This is a genomic window from Myxococcus sp. CA040A (genome assembly GCF_013336725.1).
In the GTDB taxonomy this organism is placed as follows: domain Bacteria; phylum Myxococcota; class Myxococcia; order Myxococcales; family Myxococcaceae; genus Myxococcus; species Myxococcus llanfairpwllgwyngyllgogerychwyrndrobwllllantysiliogogogochensis.
Genome location: NZ_JABUMR010000003.1, coordinates 626,642 through 649,835, shown reverse-complemented (window position 1 = coordinate 649,835; position 23,194 = coordinate 626,642). Strand labels below are relative to the sequence as shown.

Below are 23,194 nucleotides of genomic sequence, written 5' to 3'. Positions count from 1 at the left end.
CTACGCGCCGCGCAGCTCCTCGAGTTCCGGACGCGGCTGTGGAGAAGGCGCACGCGGACGCGCGGGCTCGGGGATGAAGGCGCTGTCGAGTTCGAGGGGCAGGCGGACCCGGAAGCGCGTCTCGCCCGGCCTGGAGGTGACGACCACCTCGCCTCGGTGCAGCGTGGACACCACGCGGTGGGTGATGCTCAGCCCCAGGCCCGTGCCCTCGCCCACACCCTTCGTGGTGAAGAACGGGTCGAAGACCCGTGGCAGCACGTCCTCGGGGATGCCGGGGCCATCATCCACCACCTCCACCTCCACGTGGTCCCCGTCGCCGCGCGTGCGCAGCAGCAGCGTACCCCCACCGTTCTCCTTGATGGCGTCGGCCGCGTTCTCGATGAGACTGGTCCACACCTGATTCAGCTCCGTGCCGTACGCGGTGATGGGCGGCAGGCTCCGGTCATAGTCCCGCTCCACGCGCACGCCGCGCAGCCGATGCCCCAGCACGGCCAGCGTGCTCTCCAATCCCTCGTGGATGTCCACGCGCTGCAGCGGCGCTTCATCCAGGTACGTGTACGCCCGGGCAGCGTTCACCAGCGCGGCGATGCGTCCCCCTGCCTGCCCCACCTCTTCGAGCAGCACCGAGATTCCCCGCGTCGCGGCCACCCAGCGCAGCGTGCCCTTCAGCACGTCGCCCTGCAGCGACTCCAGTTCGTGCTCCAGTCGCTCGAGCGACAGGCCCGACTCCACCAGCTCCGGCGCCAGCACCCACGCGTCCTCCACGCCGCGCGCGCCCAGCCACCGCGCGAGCGCATCCTCCGCGTCTCCCCGGTCCAGGGGACTGCGGGAGACGGGCTCCAGCGAGGCGCGAGCCTCCAGCGCCCGCACCTGGGGCTCGGACAGCGTGCGGCAGTCCAGGGACAGCGCCAGCGAGGGCAGCTCTCCCAGCCGCTCCCCCAGCTCGCGCACGCCGCGCATCACCGCAGATACGGGGTTGTTCAGCTCATGGGCCAGTCCCGCGGCCAGCGTTCCGAGCGACGCCAGCTTCTCCTGCTGGAGCGAGATGGACTGAAGCGCCTTCATGCGCTCGGCCATCTTCCGGAGAATCTCCCGGTTCGCCGTGGGGCACTCCGCGAGCATCTGCCAGAAGGCCTTGTGGCTGAGCCGCACCAGCCGGCAGTACGAGAGGGCACGGCTGCTGGCGAGGAAGCGCTGGCCGAGCAGCAGCGGCACCTCCCCGAAGAACTCTCCGGCGCGGAACACGGAGACGAGCGTCTCCACGCCTCCCACCGTCTTGGTGATGCGCAGCTCCCCCTGCAGGATGAGGTAGAAGGCAGCGGGTTCCCCTTCGTGGCCCAGCCACTCCTGGGGTTGAAGCTCCACGTGCGTGGACTCGCCGCGCAGCCACTCGGCCTCCTCGGGGTCCACGTCGGAGAAGAGCGAAACGGTCCGCAGCTCCGACAGGAAGAGAGCCGCCGCGTCGCCTTCCTCCGCGCCTGCCGAGGTGGGCGGAGGGCTCGTCGGCGACAGGCCCTGGGCCTCCGTGCGCGGATGGGGAGCGGCGTGCGGCTCCATGCGGAGCTCCTTCCTGTCAGGGTTCCCCCAACATTGCGCCCCGTCCGCGAGTCTCGCTTCCCCACATGCTCCGTCGTCCGCCACCCTGCCGGACATGCGTCGCGCGGGAGCGGACAGCCAGGCGGTGGCCGCCTGCTCCCAGTCGGGTGAGGCCCCCCCTCGAGCCCCAAGGCGCCGGGCGCCTACAGGACTTGCATCCCACGGTCCATGTCGATTCCGGGTCCACGGGGCCATCCGGAGATGGACACCCTTCCTCGGACCCAGGCAGCATCGAAGGGACATGGGAAGCGAGGACATCGTCACAGCGCTGCGCCGGGTTTCACTGTTCTCCCGGCTGGGCGACGAGCAGCTCCACTGGGTGGCCAGTCATGGGCGCCAGCTTCACTTCGCCGCAGGGACTCGAGTCGCCGCGCAGGGAGACCCCGCCGACGGCCTGTCCGTCATCCTCGAGGGACGCACGGTGTGGTCCCGCCGGGTGGGAGACCAGGACGCCCCCACGGGCACGCTGGAGGCGGGCGACATCTTCGGGGAGCTCATCCTCTTCCTGAACTCCCCCTATCCCACCACCGGCCATGCGCAGACGGACGTGCGCTTGCTGAGGTTGGAGCCCGCCGCCTTCTGGGAGCTCTTGCGTCAGGCGCCCTCGCTGGGACGGGGGCTCATGGAGGTGGCGGCCCAGCGCACCCAGCCGCAGGAAGTGGTGTCCACGCAGCAGCCCGGGCTGCTGACGCCCGGGCAGATGGTGGCGGGGCTCGCACCGGAGCTGGGCAACCCGGCGACGGCGGCGAACCGGAGCGCGACACGGCTGCGCGACACGCTGCGCCTGGTGTCCGCTCGGGCCATGGCGCTGGGGCAGCATGGCCTGTCCTCCGCGCAGCGTGGCGCGTTGCTCGCACTGCCTCGCGAGGCCGCCGACCGCGGCCGGGCGACTCCCGCGCTGGAGCCGCTCGCGCGGACGCGGCGCGAGGAGGACGTGGGCGCGTGGCTGGAGATTCGCGGCATGACGGACGCGTGGGACGTCGCGCCCGCGCTGGTGGCGTCCGGGCTGGACGTGGCGTGGCTGGACTCGGTGGCGCACCGCGTGGGCGAGGCGCTGCTGCGCGACACGCTGTCCTGGCTGGTGGCGGCGGTGAGCGGCGACGTGCTGCTGGCGGAAGTGGAGCGCGGCAGTGCCCGTGTCTCCGCCCTCGTGGAAGCGGTGCAGGCGTACAGCTTCATGGACCGGGCACCGGCCACGGAAGTGGACGTGCATGACGGCCTGGAGACCGCGCTGGGCGTGTTGCGCCACCGGCTGGACGGCGGCCACGTCACCGTGGAGCGACAGTACGAGCGGACAGCCCCGAAGCTGAGCGCGGAGGGTGGCGCGCTGGACGAGGTGTGGACGCAGCTGGTGTTGAACGCGCTGGAGGCGCTGGGTGAGCGCGGCGGGACGCTGAAGCTGCGCACCTGGACGGAAGCCGGTCAGGTGGTGGCGGAGGTCGCCGACGACGGGCCTGGGATTCCCAGGGACTTGATGCCGCGCATCTTCGAGCCCTTCTTCAGCACGAAGCCGCACGCGGCGGGGCTGGGACTGGACATCAGCCGGCGCATCATCGAGCGGCACGGCGGTGACGTGCGCGTCCTCTCCGAGCCGGGCCACACGCGGGTGCAGGTGCGGCTGCCGGTGTAGCGCTCCGGGCGGGTGTCCTGCGGAGCACGCGCGGAGCATCCACCGGGAGACGGAAGACCTGTCCTCGACGCTCGCGAGCGTCGTGCCGTGCACGCCCGCGTGGGGGGCCCTCTGGTTCGCGAGGGGCCACGCGGGTGGAGTGCTCTCCAGTCAGGGGAGCAACTCATGTCCGGCGAAATCCAGGGCGCCTGGTTCAAGGCCATCCTCGGCGCGATGACGGCAGCGTCTTCGCGCTTTCCCGCGCACCAGCGCACCATCAACAGCATGCGTGACGACACGTGGTACGCGTGGGAGGACTACGTGCGCATGACGGGGGAGCTGCACGCGGCGCTGGGAGACAGGGCGGTGGAGGCCATCGCCCAGCGCTCGGCGATGCGCACGCTGCCGCTGGCTCGGGCGAAGGGCTTCGACTCGGTGGAGAAGGTGTTCAGCGACTTCGACTCGGTGCTGCGCGCGCTGGTGAAGGACCTGCCCGCGACGGACAGCACGCGCACCGTGGCCTTCATGCCCCTGGCGGCGGAGCTGGAGAGCGGCTCGCGCCTTCCCGCGCCGCTGCTCTTGGGGACGTTCCGCGGCTTCCTGATGGGGTTCGGGAAGATAGTCACCGAGGCGAAGATGACGCCTCGGCACACCGTGCGGCGCTACTCGCTCAAGTGGATGTAAGCTTCGCACGCGCGACCAGTCGCTCCACGCTTCGCAGGTGGGCACGGCCGAAGAGGGCCATGGCCAGGGTGGCGCCGCAGAGGGCGAGGAACATGTCCCACTGCGCGTCCCAGATGTCGCCCTGCGAGCCGAGGAACTTGTCGCCGCCCTCGGGGTCCAACAGGAGCGCGGCCCACCACTCCAGCAGTTCGTAGGAGGCGCTGATGGCCAGCGCCACCGAGCCGGTGAGGAAGTTCAGCCAGCCGCCGCGCCGCAGGGGCGTGGCGCGCAGCAGCACCTCGCGGATGATGAACGCGGGGAAGAAGCCCTGAACGAAGTGCCCCAGCCGGTCATAGGGGTTGCGCGACAGGTGGAAGGTGTCTCGCGCCCAGTCGCCCAGGGGCGTGAGGGCATAGGTGTAGTAGCCGCCGTACGTCAGCACGAGCACGTGCAGGAAGACGCAGACGTAGACCCAGCGAGACATGGGGAAGCGGCGGAAGGTGGCGGCCAGGACGACCATGCCGATGAGGCCTGGGCCCACTTCGAGCAGCCAGTTGAGCGGGCCCTCCGGGCTGAGCAGCAACGTGGCGATGAGAATGGGAGCCAGCACGCCGGCGAGCACCAGCGGTACCCGGGCTTCTTCTCGCGTGCCGCGCACGGGAGCGAAGTACGGAGCGACGAAGTCGGCGGAGGGCGTCGAGGACAGGGGAACCGCGGGCTGCATCAAGGGGCCTCGTCTCGGGCGTGCCCGGATGTGAAGGCCGGGCCGCGCACAGCATCGCATGTCCCCAGCGGAGGCGTGCTCGCCCCATGCGTGCCGGCACGGCATGACACGAACGGCCTCGCTTCGCGGGGCGACACCGTGAAGGCGCTTACACGCTCGGACCTCCGTCTCTGACAGGCTGCGCCCCCATGGCGCGCATCGGAATCATCGGGACGAAGTGGGGGCGCATGCACGTGGGAGCCTTCCGCGCGGCGGGCGCGGATATCGCGGCCCTGTGCGGACGCGACCCCGTGGCCACCCGAATCGCCGCCGAGCAGGAAGGCATTCCCCTGGCCACCACGGACGTGCATCAACTGTGCGCCGCCGTGGACGCGGTGGTCGTGGCGAGCCCAGACGCACTGCACGCCACCCATGTACTCGCCGCTCTGGATTCCGGACGCGCGGTGCTCTGCGAGAAGCCCCTGACTCGCACCATCGAAGAAGCACGCCTCGTGGCACGCCGCGCCCACGACACCCCGACGCCCAGCGCCGTCAACTTCCCCTACCGCATGCTGCCGCCCCTTCGCGCCCTGAAGCACTGGCTCCGTGGACGCTCCGTGCGCCACCTCGTCCTCACGCTGCGCACTGGCTTCACGTCCATCGGCGACGATGCACCCGACGCGCCCCTCACGGGCGAATCCGGAGACTGGGGCGGCCTGTCGCACGTCATCGACGCGGCCTTGTGGCTGACAGGACACGCGCCTGTCTGGGTGCAGGCCTCGCTCTCCGGCCGGCCCGTCCACACCGCCGCGTTGCACGTGGGACTCTCCTCCGGCGCCGTGCTGGTACTCACGCATGCCGCATGTCCTGAGCCGGGCCTTCACGGCGGATGGACGTTGCTCGGCCACGACTGGGAGGTGGGCTTCTCCGGGGGCTACGTGCCCTCGCGCGGAGGCTGGTGCATCTCCCCCGTACGCGGCTTCGAGCAAGGCACCTGGAAGGACCTCGCCCCCGGCGTCGAGCCCCGACCCGGCGAGCCCGAGCCCTGGGCCCGCGCCCACGAGGAAGGCGCGCGCCGATTCCTCGGCCTGCTGCGCGGAGCACCCCGCGACGGACTCGCCACGGTGGAAGACGGCGCCATCGTCCAGGAGGTCATCGCGGCGGCGCTCCGCTCCAACGAAGAGGGCCGGAGGGTCCACGTGCCTTCCACCTCGGCGTCGTGAAGGACACGCCGCGACAGGGGACCCCTCCCTCCGGACAGACAGAGCAGGCAAGGTGGCTCGCGCGACTACCCCGGGGGTGGATACCTTTCACCCGCACGAAGCCTCATCCCACGAAGGAGCACGACATGCCGACGGTCGAAAAGCATGCGGTCGGAACACCCACCTGGATGGACCTGACGACGCCGGACCTGGAACGGTCTCGCGCCTTCTACAGCGCGCTGTTCGGATGGACCTACCTCATCGGTCCCGAGGAGTCGGGCTTCTATTCGATGTGCCAGCTCAACGGCCGCATGGTGGCCGGCATCGGCCTGAAGCCCAAGGACGCGCCCTACCCCACCGCCTGGAGCGTCTACTTCGAGGCGGATGACGTGGATGCCTTCGTCCAGCGCGCCGAGAAGCTGGGAGGCAAGGTGGTGGCAGCCCCCATGGACGTCTTCGACGCGGGCAGGCTCGCCGTCTGTACGGACCCCACGGGCGCGAGCTTCGGGCTCTGGCAGTCACGCGGGCACAAAGGCGCGCAGTTCGTGGGAGAGCCCGGCACCATGGCCTGGCACGAGGTGAACACCCGCGACGGCATCCGCGCGAAGGACTTCTACTCCGCCCTCTTGGGCCTGGAGGCCAAGAAGCTGGACCTCGGCATGGACTACTGGACCCTCGACAAAGGCAGCGAGCCCGTGGCCGGAGTGCTCCAGATGACCGCGCAGTGGCCCGGCGACCTGCCACCCCACTGGATGAACTACTTCGCTGTCACGGACACGGACGCCTCGGTGCGCAAGGTCACCGAGCTGGGCGGCAAGGTCCACGTGAAGCCCACCGACTCGCCCTATGGCCGCTTCTCCGTGGTGACGGACCCGGTGGGGGCGGCCTTCACCCTCATCGCGCCGAGCCGGCCCGCGTAGAGCCCTGTCGGACGCACGCCACTCCCGTGGGCACCCGCGTTTTCGCTTCAGCGCGGTGCCCACTAGAGTACTGGACGAATGTCGTCCTTCTCCCCCGGCAGCGCCCGCGTCTCCCGTCCCGCCGAGCCGTGGCTCGAGGAGCTCGACATCTTCGTGCGGGCTCGCTACCCGCTGCTCTACCTGGTGTCGTGGGAGGAGCACCGCGTGGACGCCATCCTCGCGGAGCTGGCGCGCGCGCACGGCAAGGCCCTCTTCACCTGGTCCATCACCCGGGGTCTGCGCAGCATGGGCACCTCGCGCACCGCGCCCCTGCCCGAGGACACGCGCAATCCCATCGACGCGATGGCCGCCATCGAGAAGCTGGGCGAGCCCGCGTTGGTGGTGCTCAAGGACTTCCATCCCTACCTCGAGGACCGGGGCGTGGTGCGCGCCTTGCGCGAGCTGGCCCACTTCCTCAAGAGCACCTTCACCACCGTCATCCTCCTGTCGCCCACCCTGCTCATCCCCGTGGAGCTGGAGAAGGAAATCTCCGTCATCGACGTGCCCATGCCCGGGTACAACGATTTGCTCCAGCTCTTGCGAGAGATTGTCGCGGTGGTGCGGCGCACCAACAAGGCGACCATCGACCTGTCGAGGGACCACGCCGACCAGCTCATCAAGGCGGCGCTCGGTCTGACGATGGCGGAGGCGGAGAACGCCTTCGCCAAGGCCATTGCCCATGACGGCAAGCTGGGCCCCGAGGACATCAAGCGCATCCAGGACGAGAAGCGGCAGGTGATTCGCAAGAGCGGGTTGCTCGAGTACTACCCGCCCGAGGAGTCGCTGGGGAACGTGGGAGGGCTGGAGAACCTCAAGGGGTGGCTGAGCCAGCGCACCGCGGCCTTCGGCGAGCGGGCCCGCCAGTTCGGCCTGCCGGAGCCTCGGGGCCTCTTGCTCCTGGGCGTGCAGGGCTGTGGCAAGAGCCTCACCGCGAAGGCCGTGTCCGCGCACTGGAACCTGCCGCTCTTGCGGCTGGACATGGGCCGCATCTTCAGCGGGCTGATTGGCTCCTCCGAGGAGAACCTGCGCAAGGCCATCCGCGTGGCGGAGAGCGTGGCGCCGGTGGTGTTGTGGGTGGACGAAATCGAGAAGGGGCTGTCCGGTGTGGCCTCCTCCGGCGCGGGAGACACCGGCGTGTCCGCGCGCGTCTTCGGCACGCTGTTGACGTGGCTCCAGGAGAAGACGGCGCCGGTGTTCGTGGTGGCCACGGCCAACCGCATCGACGGCCTGCCGCCGGAGGTCCTTCGCAAGGGACGCTTCGACGAAATCTTCTTCATCGACCTGCCCGAGCAGGCCGAGCGCGAGGCCATCTTCCGCATCCACCTGCGACGGAGGAAGCGGGAGCCAGAGGGCTTCTCGACGGAGGAACTGGCCACGCTCACCGAGGGCTTCAGCGGCGCCGAAATCGAGCAGGTGGTGGTGGCCGGGCTCTATGAAGCCTTCGCGGAGGACACGGAGCTGGCCCAGCGGCACCTGGTGCGCACCATCCAGGACACCTTCCCGCTGTCGGTGACGATGCACGACGAGATTCGCCGGCTGCGCGACTGGGCGAGAGGCCGCACGCGTCCGGCCTCATCCGGGAGGACCCTGCCCCAGAGGGCGACATGAGCTCCAAGCTGTCGCGCTTCCTCCACCTGGAGAAGGACCGGGGCGAGCGCGCGAAGCGGGAGCTGCCACCCCAGCTTCAAGACGGAGGGCGCCGCTTCGAGGACATCGCCGAGCGCGGCGCGCTGCCCCAGGGCGAGGTCCCCGAGGCGCACCTGGAGCGCTTCAAGGCCCAGGCCCCGGTGGTGTTGGAGCAGCGGCCCGACAGCTCGGAAGACGACGGGCCGGACTTTCCCCGCTGCGTCGTCTGCGCGTCGGACAACGGCCGCTTCGCGAAACACTGCCAGCAGTGCGGCGCGGACCTGGGGACACCCGAGCAGCTCGCCTACAGGGAGCAGCTCACGCGCGAGCACCGGGAGCAGCGCGCGAAGCAGCTCGGCGTCGAGCGGGAGGGCGCCCTCCAACGGCTGGAGCAGGAGCGCCGCGAGGACTCGGAGCGCTACGCGTTCCTCCTGGGGAAGCTGCGCGCGGAGGAGCAGAAGCACGGCGCGTGGCGCCTCTTCGCGCGTCACTCCACCGTGGGCACCGGGCTGCTGGCCCTGCTGCCCTCGACGTTCGCGCGGTGCCTCGCCATGGGGGCCTATGTTGGGGTGACGCTCGGACTGCTTCGCTTCGGCCGGGGCGACGTGCGCTGGGTGGGCATCGGGATGATGTTCCTCCTCGCCCTGTTGTTCACACCGTGGCGGAGCCGGTTCAGGCGCTGGCGATGAACGGCCGGGGTGCCCGCGCCACCCGAGCGGGCGAAGGGCGGCACCCCGGACCTGGACTCCTCGCGACTACGAGGCCTCGGTCGTCGGACCGTCGATGGCGATGGCGCTGCGGTTGCCACGCATGAAGGCATCGAGCTTCTCGGGAGACACCTCGATGGGCGCCTTCGAGGGATGCGCGGGGTCACACACGATGAAGTTGCCCTCGTCCGTCACGCCCACCACGGCGACGAAGTGTTCGATGGCGCCACCGCCCTGGGTCCAGGTGTCCTTCTTCTTCTCGGTGGCGAGGGTGTACTCACCTGGCGCGGTCTCGTCGGGGAGGAAGTCGCCGTTGTCGTCCACGTAGACGCGACCCTCGGGGGCCCTCAGCGCCTCGGGCGTCAGGTCTGTCGCCGTCGAGTACTCGTAGAACGAGCCGGAGATGACCACCGTGCTGCCGTCGCGAATGGCATCCGCGATGGCCGCCGGATTCGCCGCCGGCCGGTAGAAGGTGCCGCCCGCGGCCGTCACCGCGTGCTCGATGTCCGTGGTGCCGGTGTAGCTCCCGTTCTCCCCCAACGCGTAGACGACCTCGCCCTGGTCATTCGTGCTGACACCGTCATCGCCGGAGTCGTTCTCGTGGTTGCCCCAGTAGCGCACCGCCTGCACTTCCGCGCCCGTGGAGTCCTGACCGTGCGTGGTGACGAGGTCGGGGATGGCCGGAATCTCCAGGCCCTCGTTGCGCAGCGCCGTGAGGGTGGCGGAAGGACCACAGTTGGCGTTCTCGCCGTCGCCGCCCACGTCTCCCTCGGCGCCGAACTGGTCGACGTAGACGTCCTGGTACTCCGCCGAGGCCGCCGTGTTTTCGTCGCTGGGAGTCCCCACCGCCACGGGCGCCTGCGCCGCCTCGGCCTCCGTCAGCTCCCGGGTGAACGACGTGCTCACCCAGCCCGTGCTCCCATCGGGGCCGCGCACGTAGACGAAGCCGGCCTGCTCTGGCGAGCCCTGCGGCGGCGCGATGACCTCCAATCGCTCCCCGTTCCTGAAGCCGCCAAGGTCCCTGGAGGACGCCAACGGGCGCTCCCGCAGATTCACCCCAATCCCCGATTCCACCTGGAGCTTGTCCCCCACCTCCAGCCTGTCGTTGCCCTGCACCGACGCGTTCGTCACGGGAGGCGGCGGGACCTCCAGCGACACCTGCGCGCGGGCGGGTCGGGCCTGCTCGAACGACGACACCGCGAAGTTCATGGCCGCCTTGGCCACCTGCTGCAGCGGCGGCGGCACCGTCTTCTCGATGGCGACGTTCCCCACGGTCCGGATGACAGGCCCCAGGCTCCTACGGATTGCATCAGTCATGGAATTTCCCCCTCTTGCCAGAAACAAACTAGCAAGAATGTTTTCGCATGACCATGTCCCCCGGTTCATCCGTCATCTGGCCGGGGGGCCTTACACAGCCCGGAGGACCGCGGCTCAGCTTCGCTGGCTGAGCGCGACCAGGGCCGCGGCGACCACCTGCTTGAGCGGGACACCAGCGGCCTCCGCGAGGCGGCGGCAGTCCTCGAATTCGGGGTGCGCGTTGAGGACGGCGCCGTCGCGCAGGCCGCGCTTCACGCGCACCTGGCCCCAAGGCGTCTCCACCTCCACCCAGTCGCGCTCCAGCGCCTGTCGCTCCACGCGGTGGTAGCGCACGCCCAGCGTGGTGGACTCGCGCAGCAGCGTGTCCACCACCGTGTCGCGCAGGCCGCCTTCCACCAGGGCGCTCAAGAGGTGCCCGGGGCGGCTCTTCTTCATGACCACGGGCGTCACCCACGCATCCAGCGCGTCGACGGCGAGCAGCCGCTCCACCAGGTGTCCCAGCAGCTGGGGCGTGGCGTCGTCCAGGTTGGCCTCCACCACCCACAGCCCCTCCGAGCGCGTCGCCTCCATGCGGCCCAGGGACGCACGCAGCACGTTGGGCCTGTCCTTGAAGTCCTTGGTGCCCACGCCGTAGCCCACCTTCTCCACGATGAAGTCGGGAGGGTGGCCAATGTGCGCGAGCACCTTGAGCAGCGCCGCGCCGGTGGGCGTCGTCAGCTCGCCCACGCCCTCGAAGCGCACGGGCACGTCTCGCAACAGCTCCAACGTCGCCGGCACCGGAATGGGCATGGTGCCATGCGCCACGCGGATGGAGCCGCTGCCCAAAGGAGGCGGCGCCGCGTGGACCTCCGGGTCGCCCAACAACTCCAGCACCACCGCCGCGCCGCAGATGTCGACGATGGAGTCCACCGCGCCCACCTCGTGGAAGTGGATGTCGTCGATGGACACGCCGTGCACCTTGGCCTCGGCCTCGCCGATGGCGCGGAACACCGCGAGCGCGCGCTCCTTCACGCGAGGCGACAGCGTGGACGCGGACTCGATGAGGCGGCGGATGTCCGCATAGGCGCGGTGCGGATGCGCCTCGCGCGTGTCCAACACCACATCCAGGTGGGTGCCGCTGATGGCGTGGCGCACGGCGCGACTCACCGCCAGCTTCCACCCCGGGACGCTCAGGCCCCGCAGCGCGGCTTCAATCGCCTCGGGCTTGAGCCCCAAATCAATGCCCGCCGCCAGGAACATGTCCCCGGCGATGCCGCCCACCGGCTCCAGGTACAGGATGCGTCGCATGGGGCTCACCGCCGTCCCTTCGTGCGGGAGACGAGCGCCGCGTAGAAGCCGCCACCGAAGCCGTTGTCGATGTTCATCGTCGCCACGTTGGAGGCGCACGAGTTCACCATCGCCAGCAGCGCGGACAGGCCCTTGAAGTTGGCGCCGTAGCCCACGGACGTGGGCACCGCGACGACGGGGATGCCCACGAGGCCCCCCAGCGCGCTCGCGAGCGCCCCCTCCATGCCGGCCACCACCACCGCGACGTGGCACTCCTGGATTTCCTCCCGGCGCCGCAACAGCCGGTGGATGCCCGCCACGCCCACGTCGTAGACGCGCCGCACCTCCGCGCCCATGGCCTCGGCCGTCACCGCGGCCTCTTCCGCCACGGGGATGTCGCTGGTGCCCGCGGTGACGATGGCCACCTTGCCCGAGCGCACCTTGCCCTGCTTGAGATGGAAGATGCGCGCCACCGGGTGGTACAGCCCCTTGGGGAAGCGCGACACGAGGACCTCGGCCTTGTCCGGCTGCAGCCGCGTCACCAGCACCGTCTGCTTGCGCTCCACCAGCGCGCCGACGATGCCCAACAGCTGCTCCACCGTCTTCGGCTCGCCCAGCACCACCTCGGGGAAACCGAAGCGGAGGTTGCGGTGGGTGTCGAGCGTCGCGTAGCCCAGCTCCGCGAAGGGCAAATCCTTGAGCTTGCCCACGGCGGCGTCCACCGAGACGCGGCCCGACTTCACGCTCCCCAGGAGCTGCTTCAGCGCCTTCTCATCCATGGGGCCCGTCTACTCCGAAACGGGCTACACGCCCAGCCGCGCCAGGAGCGCCCGGGAGCTGTCCCGCTCCAGCACCAGGAGCAGCTGCCCGCTCACCGGCGGAGTCGCCGCCGCCATGAAGCGCGCCTCCAGCACCACCACGCGGCCGGCGTCGCCCTCCACCTGGGACACCGCCGCGTCCACCAGCGCTCGCGCCGTGTCCCTGCGCAGCGTGGGCACCGACGGCATCAGTCGCCACGACGTCAGCTTGCCGATGGCGGACAGGCAGGCGCTCGCGACGATGTTGGCGGCCTCCGAGACCGCGCTGTCACGCTCGGCCTGCCCGGCCCCCTGTCCGCCCAAGAGCAGCGTCTCCAGCGCCGTTCCATCCGCCAGCGGCATCGCCAGCATCAACACGCCCCGCAGCGCGCCGGTGATGGAGAGCCAGGCCGCCACCGCGGGCGCGTCTCCCCCCAGCAACCCCGCGGCGTCCGAGGGGCCGGTGAGGACCACCCGAGGGACGGACAGGTCGACCTGGCGCCCGCCCATCAGGCGGGAGAGGGCGTTGGCGGCATGGCCACAGCCGATGTTGGCCACCTCGCGCAGGGCATCGAGCTGCGCGTCGCTGGGGAGGGGAAAGCTCACGCGGACAGTAACCTCGGCACATCCAGGATGAAGACCGGACGGCCGCTCCCGAGGATGGTCACACCGGAGAGTCCCGGCAACAAATCCAGCGGCCGTGACAGCGGCTTGAGCACCACTTCCTCCTGCCCCAGCAACCGGTCCACGCCCAGCGCCACCCGGCCGGAGTCACCCTCCATCACCACGAAGGGCCGCACACCCCGCAGCCCCGGCGACGGCACCCCGACGAGCGTGTCCAGCGCATGCACGGGCAACAGCGAGTTGCCATGCGGCAGCAGCGCCGTCTCGCGGCTGCGGCTGAGCGCGTCGCCGTCCGCCTCCGTGGCGCCCACCACCTTGGCGATGGGCAGGCCGAACACCTCGTCCCCCACCTCCACCAGCAGCAGGTGCACCACCGCCACCGTCAGCGGCAGCCGCAGCGTGAAGCGCGTACCCCGGCCCGGCTCGCTGTCGATTTCGAGCGTGCCGCCCACGCTCTCCACCACGCGCTTGACGGCGTCCATCCCCACGCCCCGGCCGGAGATGTCCGTGATGTCCTTCGCCGTGGACACCCCTGGCAGGCACGACAGCATGAACGCTTCCCGGTCCGTCAGCCGCGTGGCGACCTCTGGCGGGAGCAGTCCGCGCGCCACCGCCGCGGCCTTCAGCTTCGCGGGGTTCATGCCCCGGCCGTCGTCCTCCAGCTCGAGGATGACGCGGTCCCTGGCGCGCTTGACGGCCACGAGCACGCGCCCGCGCGGGCCCTTCTTCGCGGCGATTCGCTCCTCGGGGGATTCGAGGCCGTGGTCGATGCAGTTGCGCAAGAGGTGCAGCAGCGGGTCCGCCAGCTCGTCGAGGATGGCGCGGTCCAGCTCGATTTCGGCGCCGGTGATGACCAGGTCGACCTCGCGCTCCTTGCGGCGGGCGATGTCGCGCGCCGCGCGGGGCAGCCGGTCGGTGATGAGCGACAGCGGCGTCATGCGCGCCGACATCACCTTGTCGTGCAGGTCCTTCACCAGCGTGTGCAGCCGGTAGACGCCCTCGTCCAGCACGGGCCGCACGTTCTCCGGCAGCACCTTGCCCACCTCGCGCAGGCGCGCCGTGGCGAGCATCAGCTCGCCCACCGTGTCGAGGAAGTAGTCGAGCAGCTCCGTGCGCACGCGCACCGTGCGCGCCGAGGAGTCTCCCGTCGCACGGCCCCCCTCGGCCGTCGTCGTGGGGACGACCACCGGCACGGGGACGGCCACGGCCAGCTTCACCGAGACGACGTCGACCTCCGCCACGTTCTTGAGCGAGGACTGGATGCCCGCCTCGCCCACGGATGTCTCCAGCTCCAGTTGGATGTAGCCGTCCGGGATGCGCCCGGCCTTCAGCTCCTCCAGCGCGGGCCGCAGGTCCACCAGCGTGCCCAGGGTGGTGAGCCGCTTGTGCACCAGGAAGGCCCGCACGCCGGGCACCTGACACGTGGGGGAGATGCGCAGCCGCACCGCCCAGCGCTGGGTGGCGCGGTCGTCGGGAAGCACTCCCGTGGAGGCCGCCTTGAGCGCCGTCCCCAGGTCGGCCACCAGCGTCTCGGGGAGCACGGTCGGCGTCGCCGGGGACGCCATGCCATTGCCGGAGGACGGAGGCGCGCCGATTCCCAGCACCTCCCGCACACCTCCCACCCCGGTCTCCGGAGCCGTCAGCCGAGCTGGCGCGTCCGGCGCGACGGCGCCCGAGGATTGAGAGCCATTGCCGGGAGTCGTGCCTTGCGAGCCCGGGCCCGGTGTTCCGCCAGACGACGTGTCCGGCGCGGGAGTCGAACTCCCAGACGTCCCCGATGACGTACCGCCACCGGAGCCCGACTCGGGTGTGCTCGAAGGCGTGGACCCCGTGGAGCCCGCACCACCGCTGCCCGACGAACCCGTGCCGGAGCCAGACGCGCCGCCGCTGCTCGACGAGCCGGAGCCGGAGCCCGACGCGCCGCCGGTGCCCGACGAACCAGAGCCGGACGCGCCGCCGGTGCCCGACGAACCCGAGCCGGGGTCCTCTCCGTTGTCGGAGCCCTCCGGCTTGAGCACGGTGACCTTGGCGACGCGGGTGGCGGTGGGCGCATGGCCCGTCATCGCCGTGACGCGGACCCCCAGCTGCGCGAGCAGCGCCGACGCGTCATCCGGTGGGCGTCCCTCCGCGACGGCGCGCACCTGCGCCAGCAGCGTGTCCGAGGCGCTCAACAGCAGGTCCACCAGGTCCCGGTCCAACCGGCCACGGTCCTGCCGAACGGCGTCCACCAGGTCTTCCACCCGATGCGCGACGATGGCGATGGGCTCGAAGCCCATGGACGACGCCATGCCCTTCACCGAGTGGGCATGGCGGAACATCGAGTCCACCGCGCTCGAGGAGCCTTCGCGCTCCAGTTGCACCAGGTCCCGCCCGAGCGCCTCCAGGTGCTCGGTGGCCTCCGAGATGAAGAGGCCCAGGTAGCGGGACATGTCCATCGTCATGGCCCGACCTCGTCAGGAAGCGTCGCGAACCCGCCCGGAGGCGATGCCGCTCACGCCTCTCCCAGGACCTTCTTCACCACGGCCAGCACATCCTCGGCCCGGAACGGCTTGACGATGAAGTCCGAGGCACCCGCCTCGATGGCCTCCATCACCAGGCTCTCCTGCCCGAGCGCGGAGCACATGATGACCACCGCGCTGCTGTCGTGCTTGATGATCTCCCGCGTGGCCTCGATGCCGCTCTTGAAGGGCATCACGATGTCCATCGTGGTGAGGTCAGGCTTGAGCTCCTTGTACTTCTCCACGGCTTCCAGACCGTTGGCCGCTTCGCCGACGACCTCGAACCCTCCAGACGCGAAGATGTCCTTGATCATGTTGCGCATGAAGATGGCATCGTCGACGACCAGGACCCGCTTAGCCATGTGAAGAACTCCGCCTCCGAATCGCCTAGCCTAGAGGAGCGCGGACACTATCACCCGCGCTTTCCAGGGGGCTACTCACTTGGAATGGGTGAACAAGGCAACCACCGCGGCGTCCAGTCCCTCTGGATCCAGCACGGTCACTCCCAGCCCGCCCAGCCGAGCAACGCCACGGATGGCCGGCGTCGACTTGCCCGGTGCCGTGCTCACCCGCTCCACCGCCTCGATTCCATCCACGTCCGTCACCAACAGTCCCAGATCCCTCCGGCCCCGGTCCAGAAGAACCACGCGGGAGGGCGGCGTGGCACCGTCCGGCAACCCCAGGAGCTGACGCAGCTCCACCACCGTCACCACCCGGCCCCGCAGGTTCATCACCCCCGTTATCGCCGGGGGCGCGCGCGGAACCCGCGTGAACTTCTCCGGGGGAACCACGACCTCCCGCACCGCCGACAGCGGCAGCCCGTAGCGTTCTTTCTCCACCCGGAAGATGACGTGCCGCACAGAGGTCGTGTTGTATCAGCTTTGCTTTGAGCGGGACGCGGTGGCGCGCCGCGCCGTGCGGGGCTTCTTCACCCCAGGCGCCGCCTTCTTCGCCACCGTCTTCCTGGCGGCCGGCGTGGATTTCTTCGCGGCCGGCGCGACTTTCTTCGCGGCCGACGTGGGCTTCTTCCCGACCGACACGGCCTTCTTCCTGGCCGGGGTGGACTTCTTCACCTGGGACGAACGCGGCGGCTTGCCACCGTCCACGGCGTCGAGCACCGCCTTGGGCGCCACGGCGCGGAAGCTCTCGTGAACCCACAGGGACAACAGCTCCACCGGGGCCACCTCACCGGGGGCGAAGCGCGCCGTCACCCAGCCGCTCTTGCCCAGGCCGTAGCCGGTGGGTTCGGCGAAGGGGAGCATCAGCGCCGCCTCGTGGGACTGGGGCAGCTTGGTGGTGACGGTCAGCCCCTGCTCGTCCAGGACGAGGACGGCGAACATCTTCCCCCGCACCTTGGCCGTGCGGTGTCCCCACGGAAACTCCTCGGTGACGTGGGGAAACGCCAGCATGACCTCGCGCAGACGGACTTCCACGGCGCGCAGGGCGGCATCGGACGACGAAGCGGAGGACTTGCTCATGGCCCCAGACGGAAGCTGCGCACCACGCTCTGCAGCTCGACGGACAGGTTGGTCAGCTCGCTGGCCAGCGACGTCATGCGCGACACGGCGGCCGTCTGCTCCTGGATGACGGACTGGATGGCCTCCGTGGACGCGGCGTTGTTGCGCGCCACCAGCTTGATTTCCTCGATGGCCTTCACCATCTCCTCGCTGCCCTTGTGCTGCTCGCGGGTGCTCTCGGAGATGAGGTGCACCTTCTCCGAACCCTTGCGGATGGTGTCGGTGATGGCGCCCATGCTGCGCACGATGTTGGTGAGGTCCTCGCGGCCCTCGGCCAGCTCCGCGATGCCTTCCTTCATGGCGCTCACCACGGAGGTGGACTGACCGGAGATGTCCCGCGCCAGCTTCGAAATCTGCTCGGCGGAACGGCCCGCGCTCTCCGCCAGCTTGCGCACCTCGTCGGCCACCACCGCGAAGCCGCGGCCGTACTCACCCGCGCGCGCCGCTTCAATCGTCGCGTTGAGCGCCAGGAGGTTGGTCTGCTGCGCCACCTGGGTGATGGCGTCGACAATCTTCGAAATCTCCTGCGTCTTCTCGCCGAAGGCGAACACCTGCTGGCTGGCGGATTCGATTCGGTTGAAGACCTTCTTCACCTTGTCGCCGGCCAGCCGCGCCGCCTTGGAGCCGTCCTCCGCCGCGCTGCTCGTCTCCGCGGTGGTCCGCGCCGCGTCCTCCGCGCTGCCCGTCGCGCGCTGGATGCTGCTGGCCATCTCCGTGATGACCTTGGACGCCTTGGACACCAGCTGCGACTGCGACTCCGCGCCCCCGGCGATGATGTTCATCGACGAGCCCACTTCCTCCGTGGACCCGTTGACGTTCTCCGCCGAGCGCTGCAGGTCGATGGCGGTATCCGCCACGCTCTTGGCCGTCTCCTGAATCTTGCCCACCAGCTCCCGCAGGTTCTCCTGCATGCGGATGATGGCGCCCGTCAGCTCGTCGATTTCGTCGCGCGTGCGGCCACCCTCGGCGGCCACCGGCTTGGACAGGTCTCCCTGCGAAATCTCATAGGCGGAGCGGCTGAGCACCTTCACGCGGGTGATGCGCACCAACCAGGAAGGCAGCAGGAACGCCGCGGTGAGGGTGAGCAGGAGCCCCACGCCCAGCCGCACTCCGTCCTTCCACGCCGCGAGCTGGGGGAACACGTCCTTGAAGAGCGCGTCCGCCAGGAACATCCAGCCGATGAGCACCAGCCCCAGCATGACGTAGCCATTGAAGATGACCTGGCGGAGGGAGACCTCTTTGGTCGCACGGGGACCCTCCACGGCGCGAAGGAGCCGCTGCATGGGCTCGCGGCGAGGGGTCAGGCCAGGGGCAGTGTCGTCACGTAGGGGACGGCGCACGGGATGCTTTCGGGGGTGGTGCGGAAGCGCCTTGGGTTTAGCCTTGCTGTCGGACAGGGTCAATCCACCTGGGATGCTACCGGAAGTGGTCGAACCCGCCCGGCCGGCGCACCGCGCGTCCCGCTTCATCGTGGATCACCCACCCCGCGCCCTCTGACAGCACGCCCACGCGCGTGACGACGTGCCCGCCGCGAGCACACGCCCGCTCGAATGCCCGCCCGCGCCCCGGTGCCACCGCCAGCAAGAGCTCGTAGTCCTCGCCTCCCGCCAGCGCCCCTTCCGGCCCCAGCTCCCGCCGCACCGCCGCGGACATGGGCAGACGCGCCAGCTCCACCACCGCCCGCACTCCCGATGCGGTGCACAGGTGACCCAGGTCTTGTGCAAGCCCATCGGAAACATCCAGCGCAGCGGACGCAAAGCGCGAGGCGAGCTGGCCCAGGGCCACGCGCGGCACGGGCCGGCGCTGGCGGCGAACGGCGGCGCCGCGTTTCAAACCGGCCTTCAAGTGGGCAAGGCCGAGCCTCGCGTCGCCCAGCGTGCCGGACACATAGAGCCAGTCCCCGGGCCGGGCGCCCGAGCGGGTGAGTGGTGGACGCGACAGCTCGCCCGTGGCGGTGATGGTGACGGACAGCTCGCGCGCGGAGGTGAAGTTGCCGCCCACCAGGTCCACGCGGTGCTCGCGCGCCAGCGCGGCCATGCCCCGGGCGATTCCAGACAGGTGGGCCACGGGGAAGTCCCGAGGCAGCGCGAGCGCGCAGACGAACCAGCGCGGCGTGGCGCCCATGGCGGCCACGTCGGAGAGGTTCACCGCCAGGGCCTTGTGGCCGATGTCCGCCGGGGAGAAGCCCGCGCGGGTGAAGTGCACGTCCTCCACCACGGCGTCGGTGGTGACACACAGCGCGCCGCGCGACGGCGCGAGCACCGCGCAGTCATCGCCCGGCCCCACCGGCACGCGGGCCTTGGGGAAGTGGTGCAGGAAGCGGCGGATGAAGTCGAACTCACCAGGCATCGCCCGGCAGGAAAGACCAGCCGCCGCTTCCAGGCAACGCGCGCGTGCGCGGCGGCTACTGGAACACGCTGACGCCCAGGCCCGGCACCTCGCCGCCATGCAGCCACGTGGCCACGCCCACGCCCGTGGGGCCCACGGAGAGCCGGGGGAAGCCACTCTGCGCGGACGGCGCCGTGTCGAGCAGCAGCGCCCTGCCCCACCCCTGGCTGGCGGTGTAGCGGCTCGTCGCGACGCGATGGCCGCCCTCCAGTTCGTGCGACCACACCACGAGCGCCTGGTTGCGGCTCAGGGACACCACCTGCGGGTCCGTGGCGTGTCCCAGCGTCAGGGGCTGCGCGTCCACGTCCCGCCGCTCGCGGAAGCCGTACGTCGCGAAGTCATAGGCCTGGGCGGACAGCCGGGTGAAGGACGCACGGGCGCGGGGCCAGACCACCATGGCCCGTCCGCCCTGCTCCTGACTGGCCTGGGCCGCGCCGGAGCTGCCCAGCGCTTCCTCCACTCGCTGCGCCTCACCCCAGCCGGTGCCGGGCACGAAGGGCCGCGCCCACAGCTCCACGTTCACCCCGCCCAGCTCGCTCCACAGCGCGAGCACCGCGCCGCCCGGGCCCGCGAGCGGCTCCGCGTAGAAGCTGTCCACGCCGTCCGGACTGGTGCGCTCCGCGGCGCTCCAGCCCTCGGCGGGTGTCCACCGGCTGAACCAGGCCATGCCAATGCCTTCCATCTCGTCGAACCGGTACCAGCCCACCACCGCGTGGCCGTCACCGCTGACGGACACCTGCGGCTCCAGGGAGAAGCCCGGCATCGGCGTGTCGATGCGGCGTGCGTCCTCGAAGCCCGTCTCGGGCGAGCCCCGCGTCACCCAGACATTCTCGCTGAGCGTGTCCCCGTCGAACTGCGTCCACACCGCCGTGACGGTGCCCGCCGCGTCGCGAGAGACCTCCAGGTACGTCGCGTCTCCCAGCGAGCGCGACAACACGCGGTCCGGCTTGCTCCACCCCTCCCCCGGCGCGTGGCGGGAGTACCAGAGCTGCGCCGCCCCGGAGCCTTCGCTCTGCAGCCACACCGCGAGCGAGCGCCCCTGCGTGTCGGCGACCACCTGCGGCTGACGCACCCGAAGCGCGTCTTCCGGGAACTCGCGCGACAGGCCCACCGTCTCGGCGGGAGTCCAGCCCGTCTGGGGCACGTACTCACTGAACCAGAGCCGCTCGTCGAGGCCGTCCTTCTCCGTCCACACCGTCACCGCGCGGCCATCGTCGGCCACCGCCACCCGGGGCGTCGCCACCTGCAGGCCCGGCGTGCCCATCAAGCAGGGTGAAGCCCACCAGGCCCGGCTCTCCACGCCTGGCTCACCGGGGTCCTGGGCGCGCGTGAAGGCCGTCATGGTGGCGAGGTTGCGGCGCGCAAGCCACGCCTGGGGCAGCGGGCGCGCGCGCACCAGCAGGGGCGCTTGACCGGGCACGGGCTCCTGGGCGGCGGGGCGCTCCGGACAGAAGTTCGGAGGAGGCGGCGTCGGCGGGTCTTCCCCGCAGGCCGACACTCCCAGACCCATCACCACCAGCACGCTCACGACGACCGTGTTTCGCATCCGCCCTCCTGCCACTGCCGGTTGGACTGTTGACTCGATAAACAGACGCCCCACCGTCGGACGAGCCGTCGGTGGGGCGCCGGGTCCGGGCCTCTTCAAGGGAAGAAGCCCGGAAGCTCTTTCACCGCGAGCAGCCGCTTTAGCGCTGGCCGGCCACGAACGACGCGGAGCGCGCGTAGTCCTGGTGCCACGAGGCCGGCAGACGCTCCAGCACCGGGCGGGAGTCGGCCACGGGCGCCGTCAGCTCGCCCTGCATCGCGTTGTCGCCCACGCGGAAGCCGTTGGCGAACAGCGTGTTGGCGCCCTTGCCCGCGCGCGCCAGCTCCTCCTTGGTACCCAGGTTGAAGTTGAAGACCTTGCCCGCGTACTTCTCACGGGTGACGGAGGTCAGCGTCGCCACGCCGTCGCGGGTGCTGACGCGGTCGGCGACCTTCAGCGTGCCAGCGGCCACGGCCTTGCCGTCCGCCATGATGACGGGGTGCCTGTCGGTGAGGCTGACCGCGTGGCCCTTGTCGTCACGCAGGTTCACCATCGGCTCCACTTCGCCACCCGTCTGCACGTCGGTCACCGTCAGCGTCTCGCCCTTGGCGTTCGTCACGATGCGGGCGCCGCGCTTGACGTCCTCCACGTTGGCGATGGTGCCGTCGGCGAGCACCACCTTCGTGCCCTCGGCCATGCAGCTGTTGTAGACCATGACGCCATAGCGATAGCGCGCGTCGCTCAGCATGCGCACCGTCACCGTGGCCACCGTGTTCGCCGGGGTGCCGCAGTTCACCTTGGTGCTCACCGTGATGACGTACTCCACCGCCTGGTTGAGGACCGTCTGGGTGCTGCAGTTCTCCGTACCGGTGCCGGCGATGGACGTCTCACGCGACAGGTCCGCCAGCAGCTTGACGGTGGCCGTCTGGCTGTTGATGGAGCTGGTCAGCGAGGGGACCAGGTCCGCCTGGCTCATGCACGTGCCGCCCGTGACGGGCTTCACCATGCGCACCTTGGAGCCCGGGAGGATCTCCTTGATGAGGCAGGCGACGCCGTTCTTGCTGCCCGCGTTGAAGGTGAACTTGGTGGGGATGTAGATGTGCGTGAAGTTCCAGGGCGCCGTCACCGGGAAGTTGTTGGCCGCGTCACCCACCCAGCTGGTCGTGACGGTCGTGTTGCGCAGCGCGATGCTCGCCGGCGTGCTGCCGCCCGAGGGAGCCAGCGTGGCGCCCACCGCGGCGTAGTCACAGTCGATGCCGCCGCGCATCTGGCACAGCTCCGTGTTGAGCTTCATGCTCGTGGGAACCGACAGCCGCGGGTGCTCCAGCGACAGGTCCGCGCCGCCCGTCGTCGTGCTGGACTGGCCGCGCACGAAGGTGACGACCTCCTCGCCGGTGTTCTCGTTCATGGCGATCATCATCGAGTCGAGGATGACCTGCCGGTCCTGGTTCACCGGGATGGCCGGCCGGACGATGACGTCGTCGAAGCTCTGGCCGGCGGCGTACTCCTCACCGGACGCCGAGTCGACCACGGTGGTGTCCGTCTCCGCGTTGTTCGCGTTGAAGGCCACGATGTCCGTGTACACGTAGCTGGCGCCGTTGAGACACGCGGCCCAGGGGTTGCTCTCGTAGACGCGCACCGCGCCGGCGGTGACGCCGCGGGTCAGGTTGAGGAAGTGGTCACAGCCCCAGTTGTTCACCAGGGACGCGCCTTCCGCCTCCTTGCCAGAGGCCTTGAGCGCCAGGGCCTTCTCGCGCGCCAGTCCCAGCCGCTGGAACAGCTTGGGCGAGTTGGTGGCCGTCTTGCCGGAGCCACGCAGGCGGTTCATCACGAAGCGGTACTGGCCCGGGTCCGCCAGGTCGATGGCAACGGCTTCACCCGTCGCGCCCCGGGACTTCTCCTCCAGGACACGGCGCATGTACTGCGAGTCCTCCACCAGGGTCGCGCGGTCCAACCCCCGGTCCGGGGAGCGCAACGGCCCGGCCCAGGCTGACGTCGCGAGCGCGACGAGCGGCAGGGCCGCGGAAACAGGCACCGAGAAACGCGAGTACGGCTTCATTTGTAACCCCCTCTGCTGCAGTGGACTGCCTTTGCCAACGACAACCACAACGCATCCGATGACTTCTCTTGAGACGGGCCCCCTCCTCACCAACGAGGAGAGAGCCCTTGACCCCCTGGGCATGGGGCACCTGCCCAT

The 23,194-nt window shown here is 70.3% G+C and carries 20 protein-coding genes; 6 read left to right on the top strand and 14 right to left on the bottom strand.

Annotated features, from left to right (window positions below; genetic code table 11):
• On the bottom strand, positions 1 to 1,557 hold the full coding sequence (locus tag HUA75_RS14910) for a sensor histidine kinase (RefSeq protein ID WP_174486768.1): 1,557 nt from the start codon (positions 1,555 to 1,557) through the stop codon (positions 1 to 3).
• A 280-nt stretch (positions 1,558 to 1,837) separates the two neighbouring features.
• On the opposite strand from HUA75_RS14910, the gene HUA75_RS14905 reads away from it, so the two are divergent.
• On the top strand, positions 1,838 to 3,226 hold the full coding sequence (locus HUA75_RS14905) for an ATP-binding protein (protein ID WP_141641992.1): 1,389 nt from the start codon (positions 1,838 to 1,840) through the stop codon (positions 3,224 to 3,226).
• 165 nt (positions 3,227 to 3,391) lie between these two features.
• Positions 3,392 to 3,889, top strand: coding sequence for a hypothetical protein (locus tag HUA75_RS14900; RefSeq protein ID WP_141641991.1), 498 nt, complete (start codon positions 3,392 to 3,394; stop codon positions 3,887 to 3,889).
• Here HUA75_RS14900 and HUA75_RS14895 read toward each other — a convergent pair.
• Positions 3,876 to 4,592: a DUF2238 domain-containing protein gene (locus HUA75_RS14895; RefSeq protein ID WP_174486767.1), complete on the bottom strand. Its 717-nt coding sequence runs from the start codon at positions 4,590 to 4,592 to the stop codon at positions 3,876 to 3,878. The genes HUA75_RS14900 and HUA75_RS14895 overlap by 14 nt on opposite strands.
• Positions 4,593 to 4,780: 188 nt before the next feature.
• On the opposite strand from HUA75_RS14895, the gene HUA75_RS14890 reads away from it, so the two are divergent.
• The 4 genes from HUA75_RS14890 to HUA75_RS14875 all read left to right on the top strand — a co-directional run bounded on the left by HUA75_RS14890 (position 4,781) and on the right by HUA75_RS14875 (position 9,047).
• Positions 4,781 to 5,794: a Gfo/Idh/MocA family protein gene (locus HUA75_RS14890; protein ID WP_174486766.1), complete on the top strand. Its 1,014-nt coding sequence runs from the start codon at positions 4,781 to 4,783 to the stop codon at positions 5,792 to 5,794.
• 125 nt (positions 5,795 to 5,919) lie between these two features.
• Positions 5,920 to 6,693: a VOC family protein gene (locus HUA75_RS14885; RefSeq protein ID WP_174486765.1), complete on the top strand. Its 774-nt coding sequence runs from the start codon at positions 5,920 to 5,922 to the stop codon at positions 6,691 to 6,693.
• 78 nt (positions 6,694 to 6,771) lie between these two features.
• Complete coding sequence (locus HUA75_RS14880) at positions 6,772 to 8,340, top strand: AAA family ATPase (protein ID WP_141641987.1); 1,569 nt, start codon at positions 6,772 to 6,774, stop codon at positions 8,338 to 8,340.
• A complete protein-coding gene (locus HUA75_RS14875) occupies positions 8,337 to 9,047 on the top strand; it encodes a hypothetical protein (protein ID WP_174486764.1) in 711 nt (236 codons plus the stop codon). Before HUA75_RS14880 ends, HUA75_RS14875 begins: the two co-directional genes overlap by 4 nt.
• A 66-nt stretch (positions 9,048 to 9,113) precedes the next feature.
• On the opposite strand, the gene HUA75_RS14870 is transcribed toward HUA75_RS14875, so the two are convergent.
• The 12 genes from HUA75_RS14870 to HUA75_RS14815 all read right to left on the bottom strand — a co-directional run bounded on the left by HUA75_RS14870 (position 9,114) and on the right by HUA75_RS14815 (position 23,056).
• A complete protein-coding gene (locus tag HUA75_RS14870) occupies positions 9,114 to 10,382 on the bottom strand; it encodes an SH3 domain-containing protein (protein WP_174486763.1) in 1,269 nt (422 codons plus the stop codon).
• Between the two features lie 114 nt (positions 10,383 to 10,496).
• Positions 10,497 to 11,669 carry a nickel pincer cofactor biosynthesis protein LarC gene (gene larC, locus HUA75_RS14865; protein WP_174486762.1) on the bottom strand — a complete coding sequence of 391 codons (1,173 nt, stop codon included), beginning with the start codon at positions 11,667 to 11,669 and terminating at the stop codon, positions 10,497 to 10,499.
• Between the two features lie 5 nt (positions 11,670 to 11,674).
• Positions 11,675 to 12,427, bottom strand: a complete 753-nt coding sequence (gene larB / locus HUA75_RS14860; protein ID WP_141641983.1) for a nickel pincer cofactor biosynthesis protein LarB — start codon at positions 12,425 to 12,427, stop codon at positions 11,675 to 11,677.
• A 24-nt stretch (positions 12,428 to 12,451) separates the two neighbouring features.
• Positions 12,452 to 13,051: a chemotaxis protein CheC gene (locus HUA75_RS14855; RefSeq protein WP_141641982.1), complete on the bottom strand. Its 600-nt coding sequence runs from the start codon at positions 13,049 to 13,051 to the stop codon at positions 12,452 to 12,454.
• On the bottom strand, positions 13,048 to 15,510 hold the full coding sequence (locus HUA75_RS14850) for a chemotaxis protein CheA (protein WP_174486761.1): 2,463 nt from the start codon (positions 15,508 to 15,510) through the stop codon (positions 13,048 to 13,050). The genes HUA75_RS14855 and HUA75_RS14850 overlap by 4 nt, the downstream gene beginning before the upstream one ends.
• Positions 15,511 to 15,560: 50 nt before the next feature.
• Positions 15,561 to 15,929, bottom strand: coding sequence for a response regulator (locus tag HUA75_RS14845; RefSeq protein ID WP_015352829.1), 369 nt, complete (start codon positions 15,927 to 15,929; stop codon positions 15,561 to 15,563).
• A 75-nt stretch (positions 15,930 to 16,004) separates the two neighbouring features.
• Positions 16,005 to 16,427 carry a chemotaxis protein CheW gene (locus HUA75_RS14840; RefSeq protein WP_141641980.1) on the bottom strand — a complete coding sequence of 141 codons (423 nt, stop codon included), beginning with the start codon at positions 16,425 to 16,427 and terminating at the stop codon, positions 16,005 to 16,007.
• Positions 16,428 to 16,442: 15 nt separating this feature from the next.
• Positions 16,443 to 17,045: an MmcQ/YjbR family DNA-binding protein gene (locus HUA75_RS14835; RefSeq protein WP_174486760.1), complete on the bottom strand. Its 603-nt coding sequence runs from the start codon at positions 17,043 to 17,045 to the stop codon at positions 16,443 to 16,445.
• The gene (locus tag HUA75_RS14830; protein ID WP_217439534.1) at positions 17,042 to 18,367 is read right to left on the bottom strand and encodes a methyl-accepting chemotaxis protein; all 1,326 of its coding nucleotides are present in this window, start codon (positions 18,365 to 18,367) and stop codon (positions 17,042 to 17,044) included. The genes HUA75_RS14835 and HUA75_RS14830 overlap by 4 nt, the downstream gene beginning before the upstream one ends.
• Positions 18,368 to 18,500: 133 nt before the next feature.
• Positions 18,501 to 19,433 (bottom strand): thiamine-phosphate kinase, encoded by a 933-nt coding sequence (gene thiL / locus HUA75_RS14825; protein ID WP_174460862.1) that lies wholly within the window; start codon positions 19,431 to 19,433, stop codon positions 18,501 to 18,503.
• A 55-nt stretch (positions 19,434 to 19,488) separates the two neighbouring features.
• On the bottom strand, positions 19,489 to 21,018 hold the full coding sequence (locus HUA75_RS14820; protein WP_174486759.1) for a hypothetical protein: 1,530 nt from the start codon (positions 21,016 to 21,018) through the stop codon (positions 19,489 to 19,491).
• A 139-nt stretch (positions 21,019 to 21,157) separates the two neighbouring features.
• Positions 21,158 to 23,056, bottom strand: coding sequence for a Hint domain-containing protein (locus HUA75_RS14815; protein WP_174486758.1), 1,899 nt, complete (start codon positions 23,054 to 23,056; stop codon positions 21,158 to 21,160).
• Positions 23,057 to 23,194 lie beyond the last annotated feature (138 nt).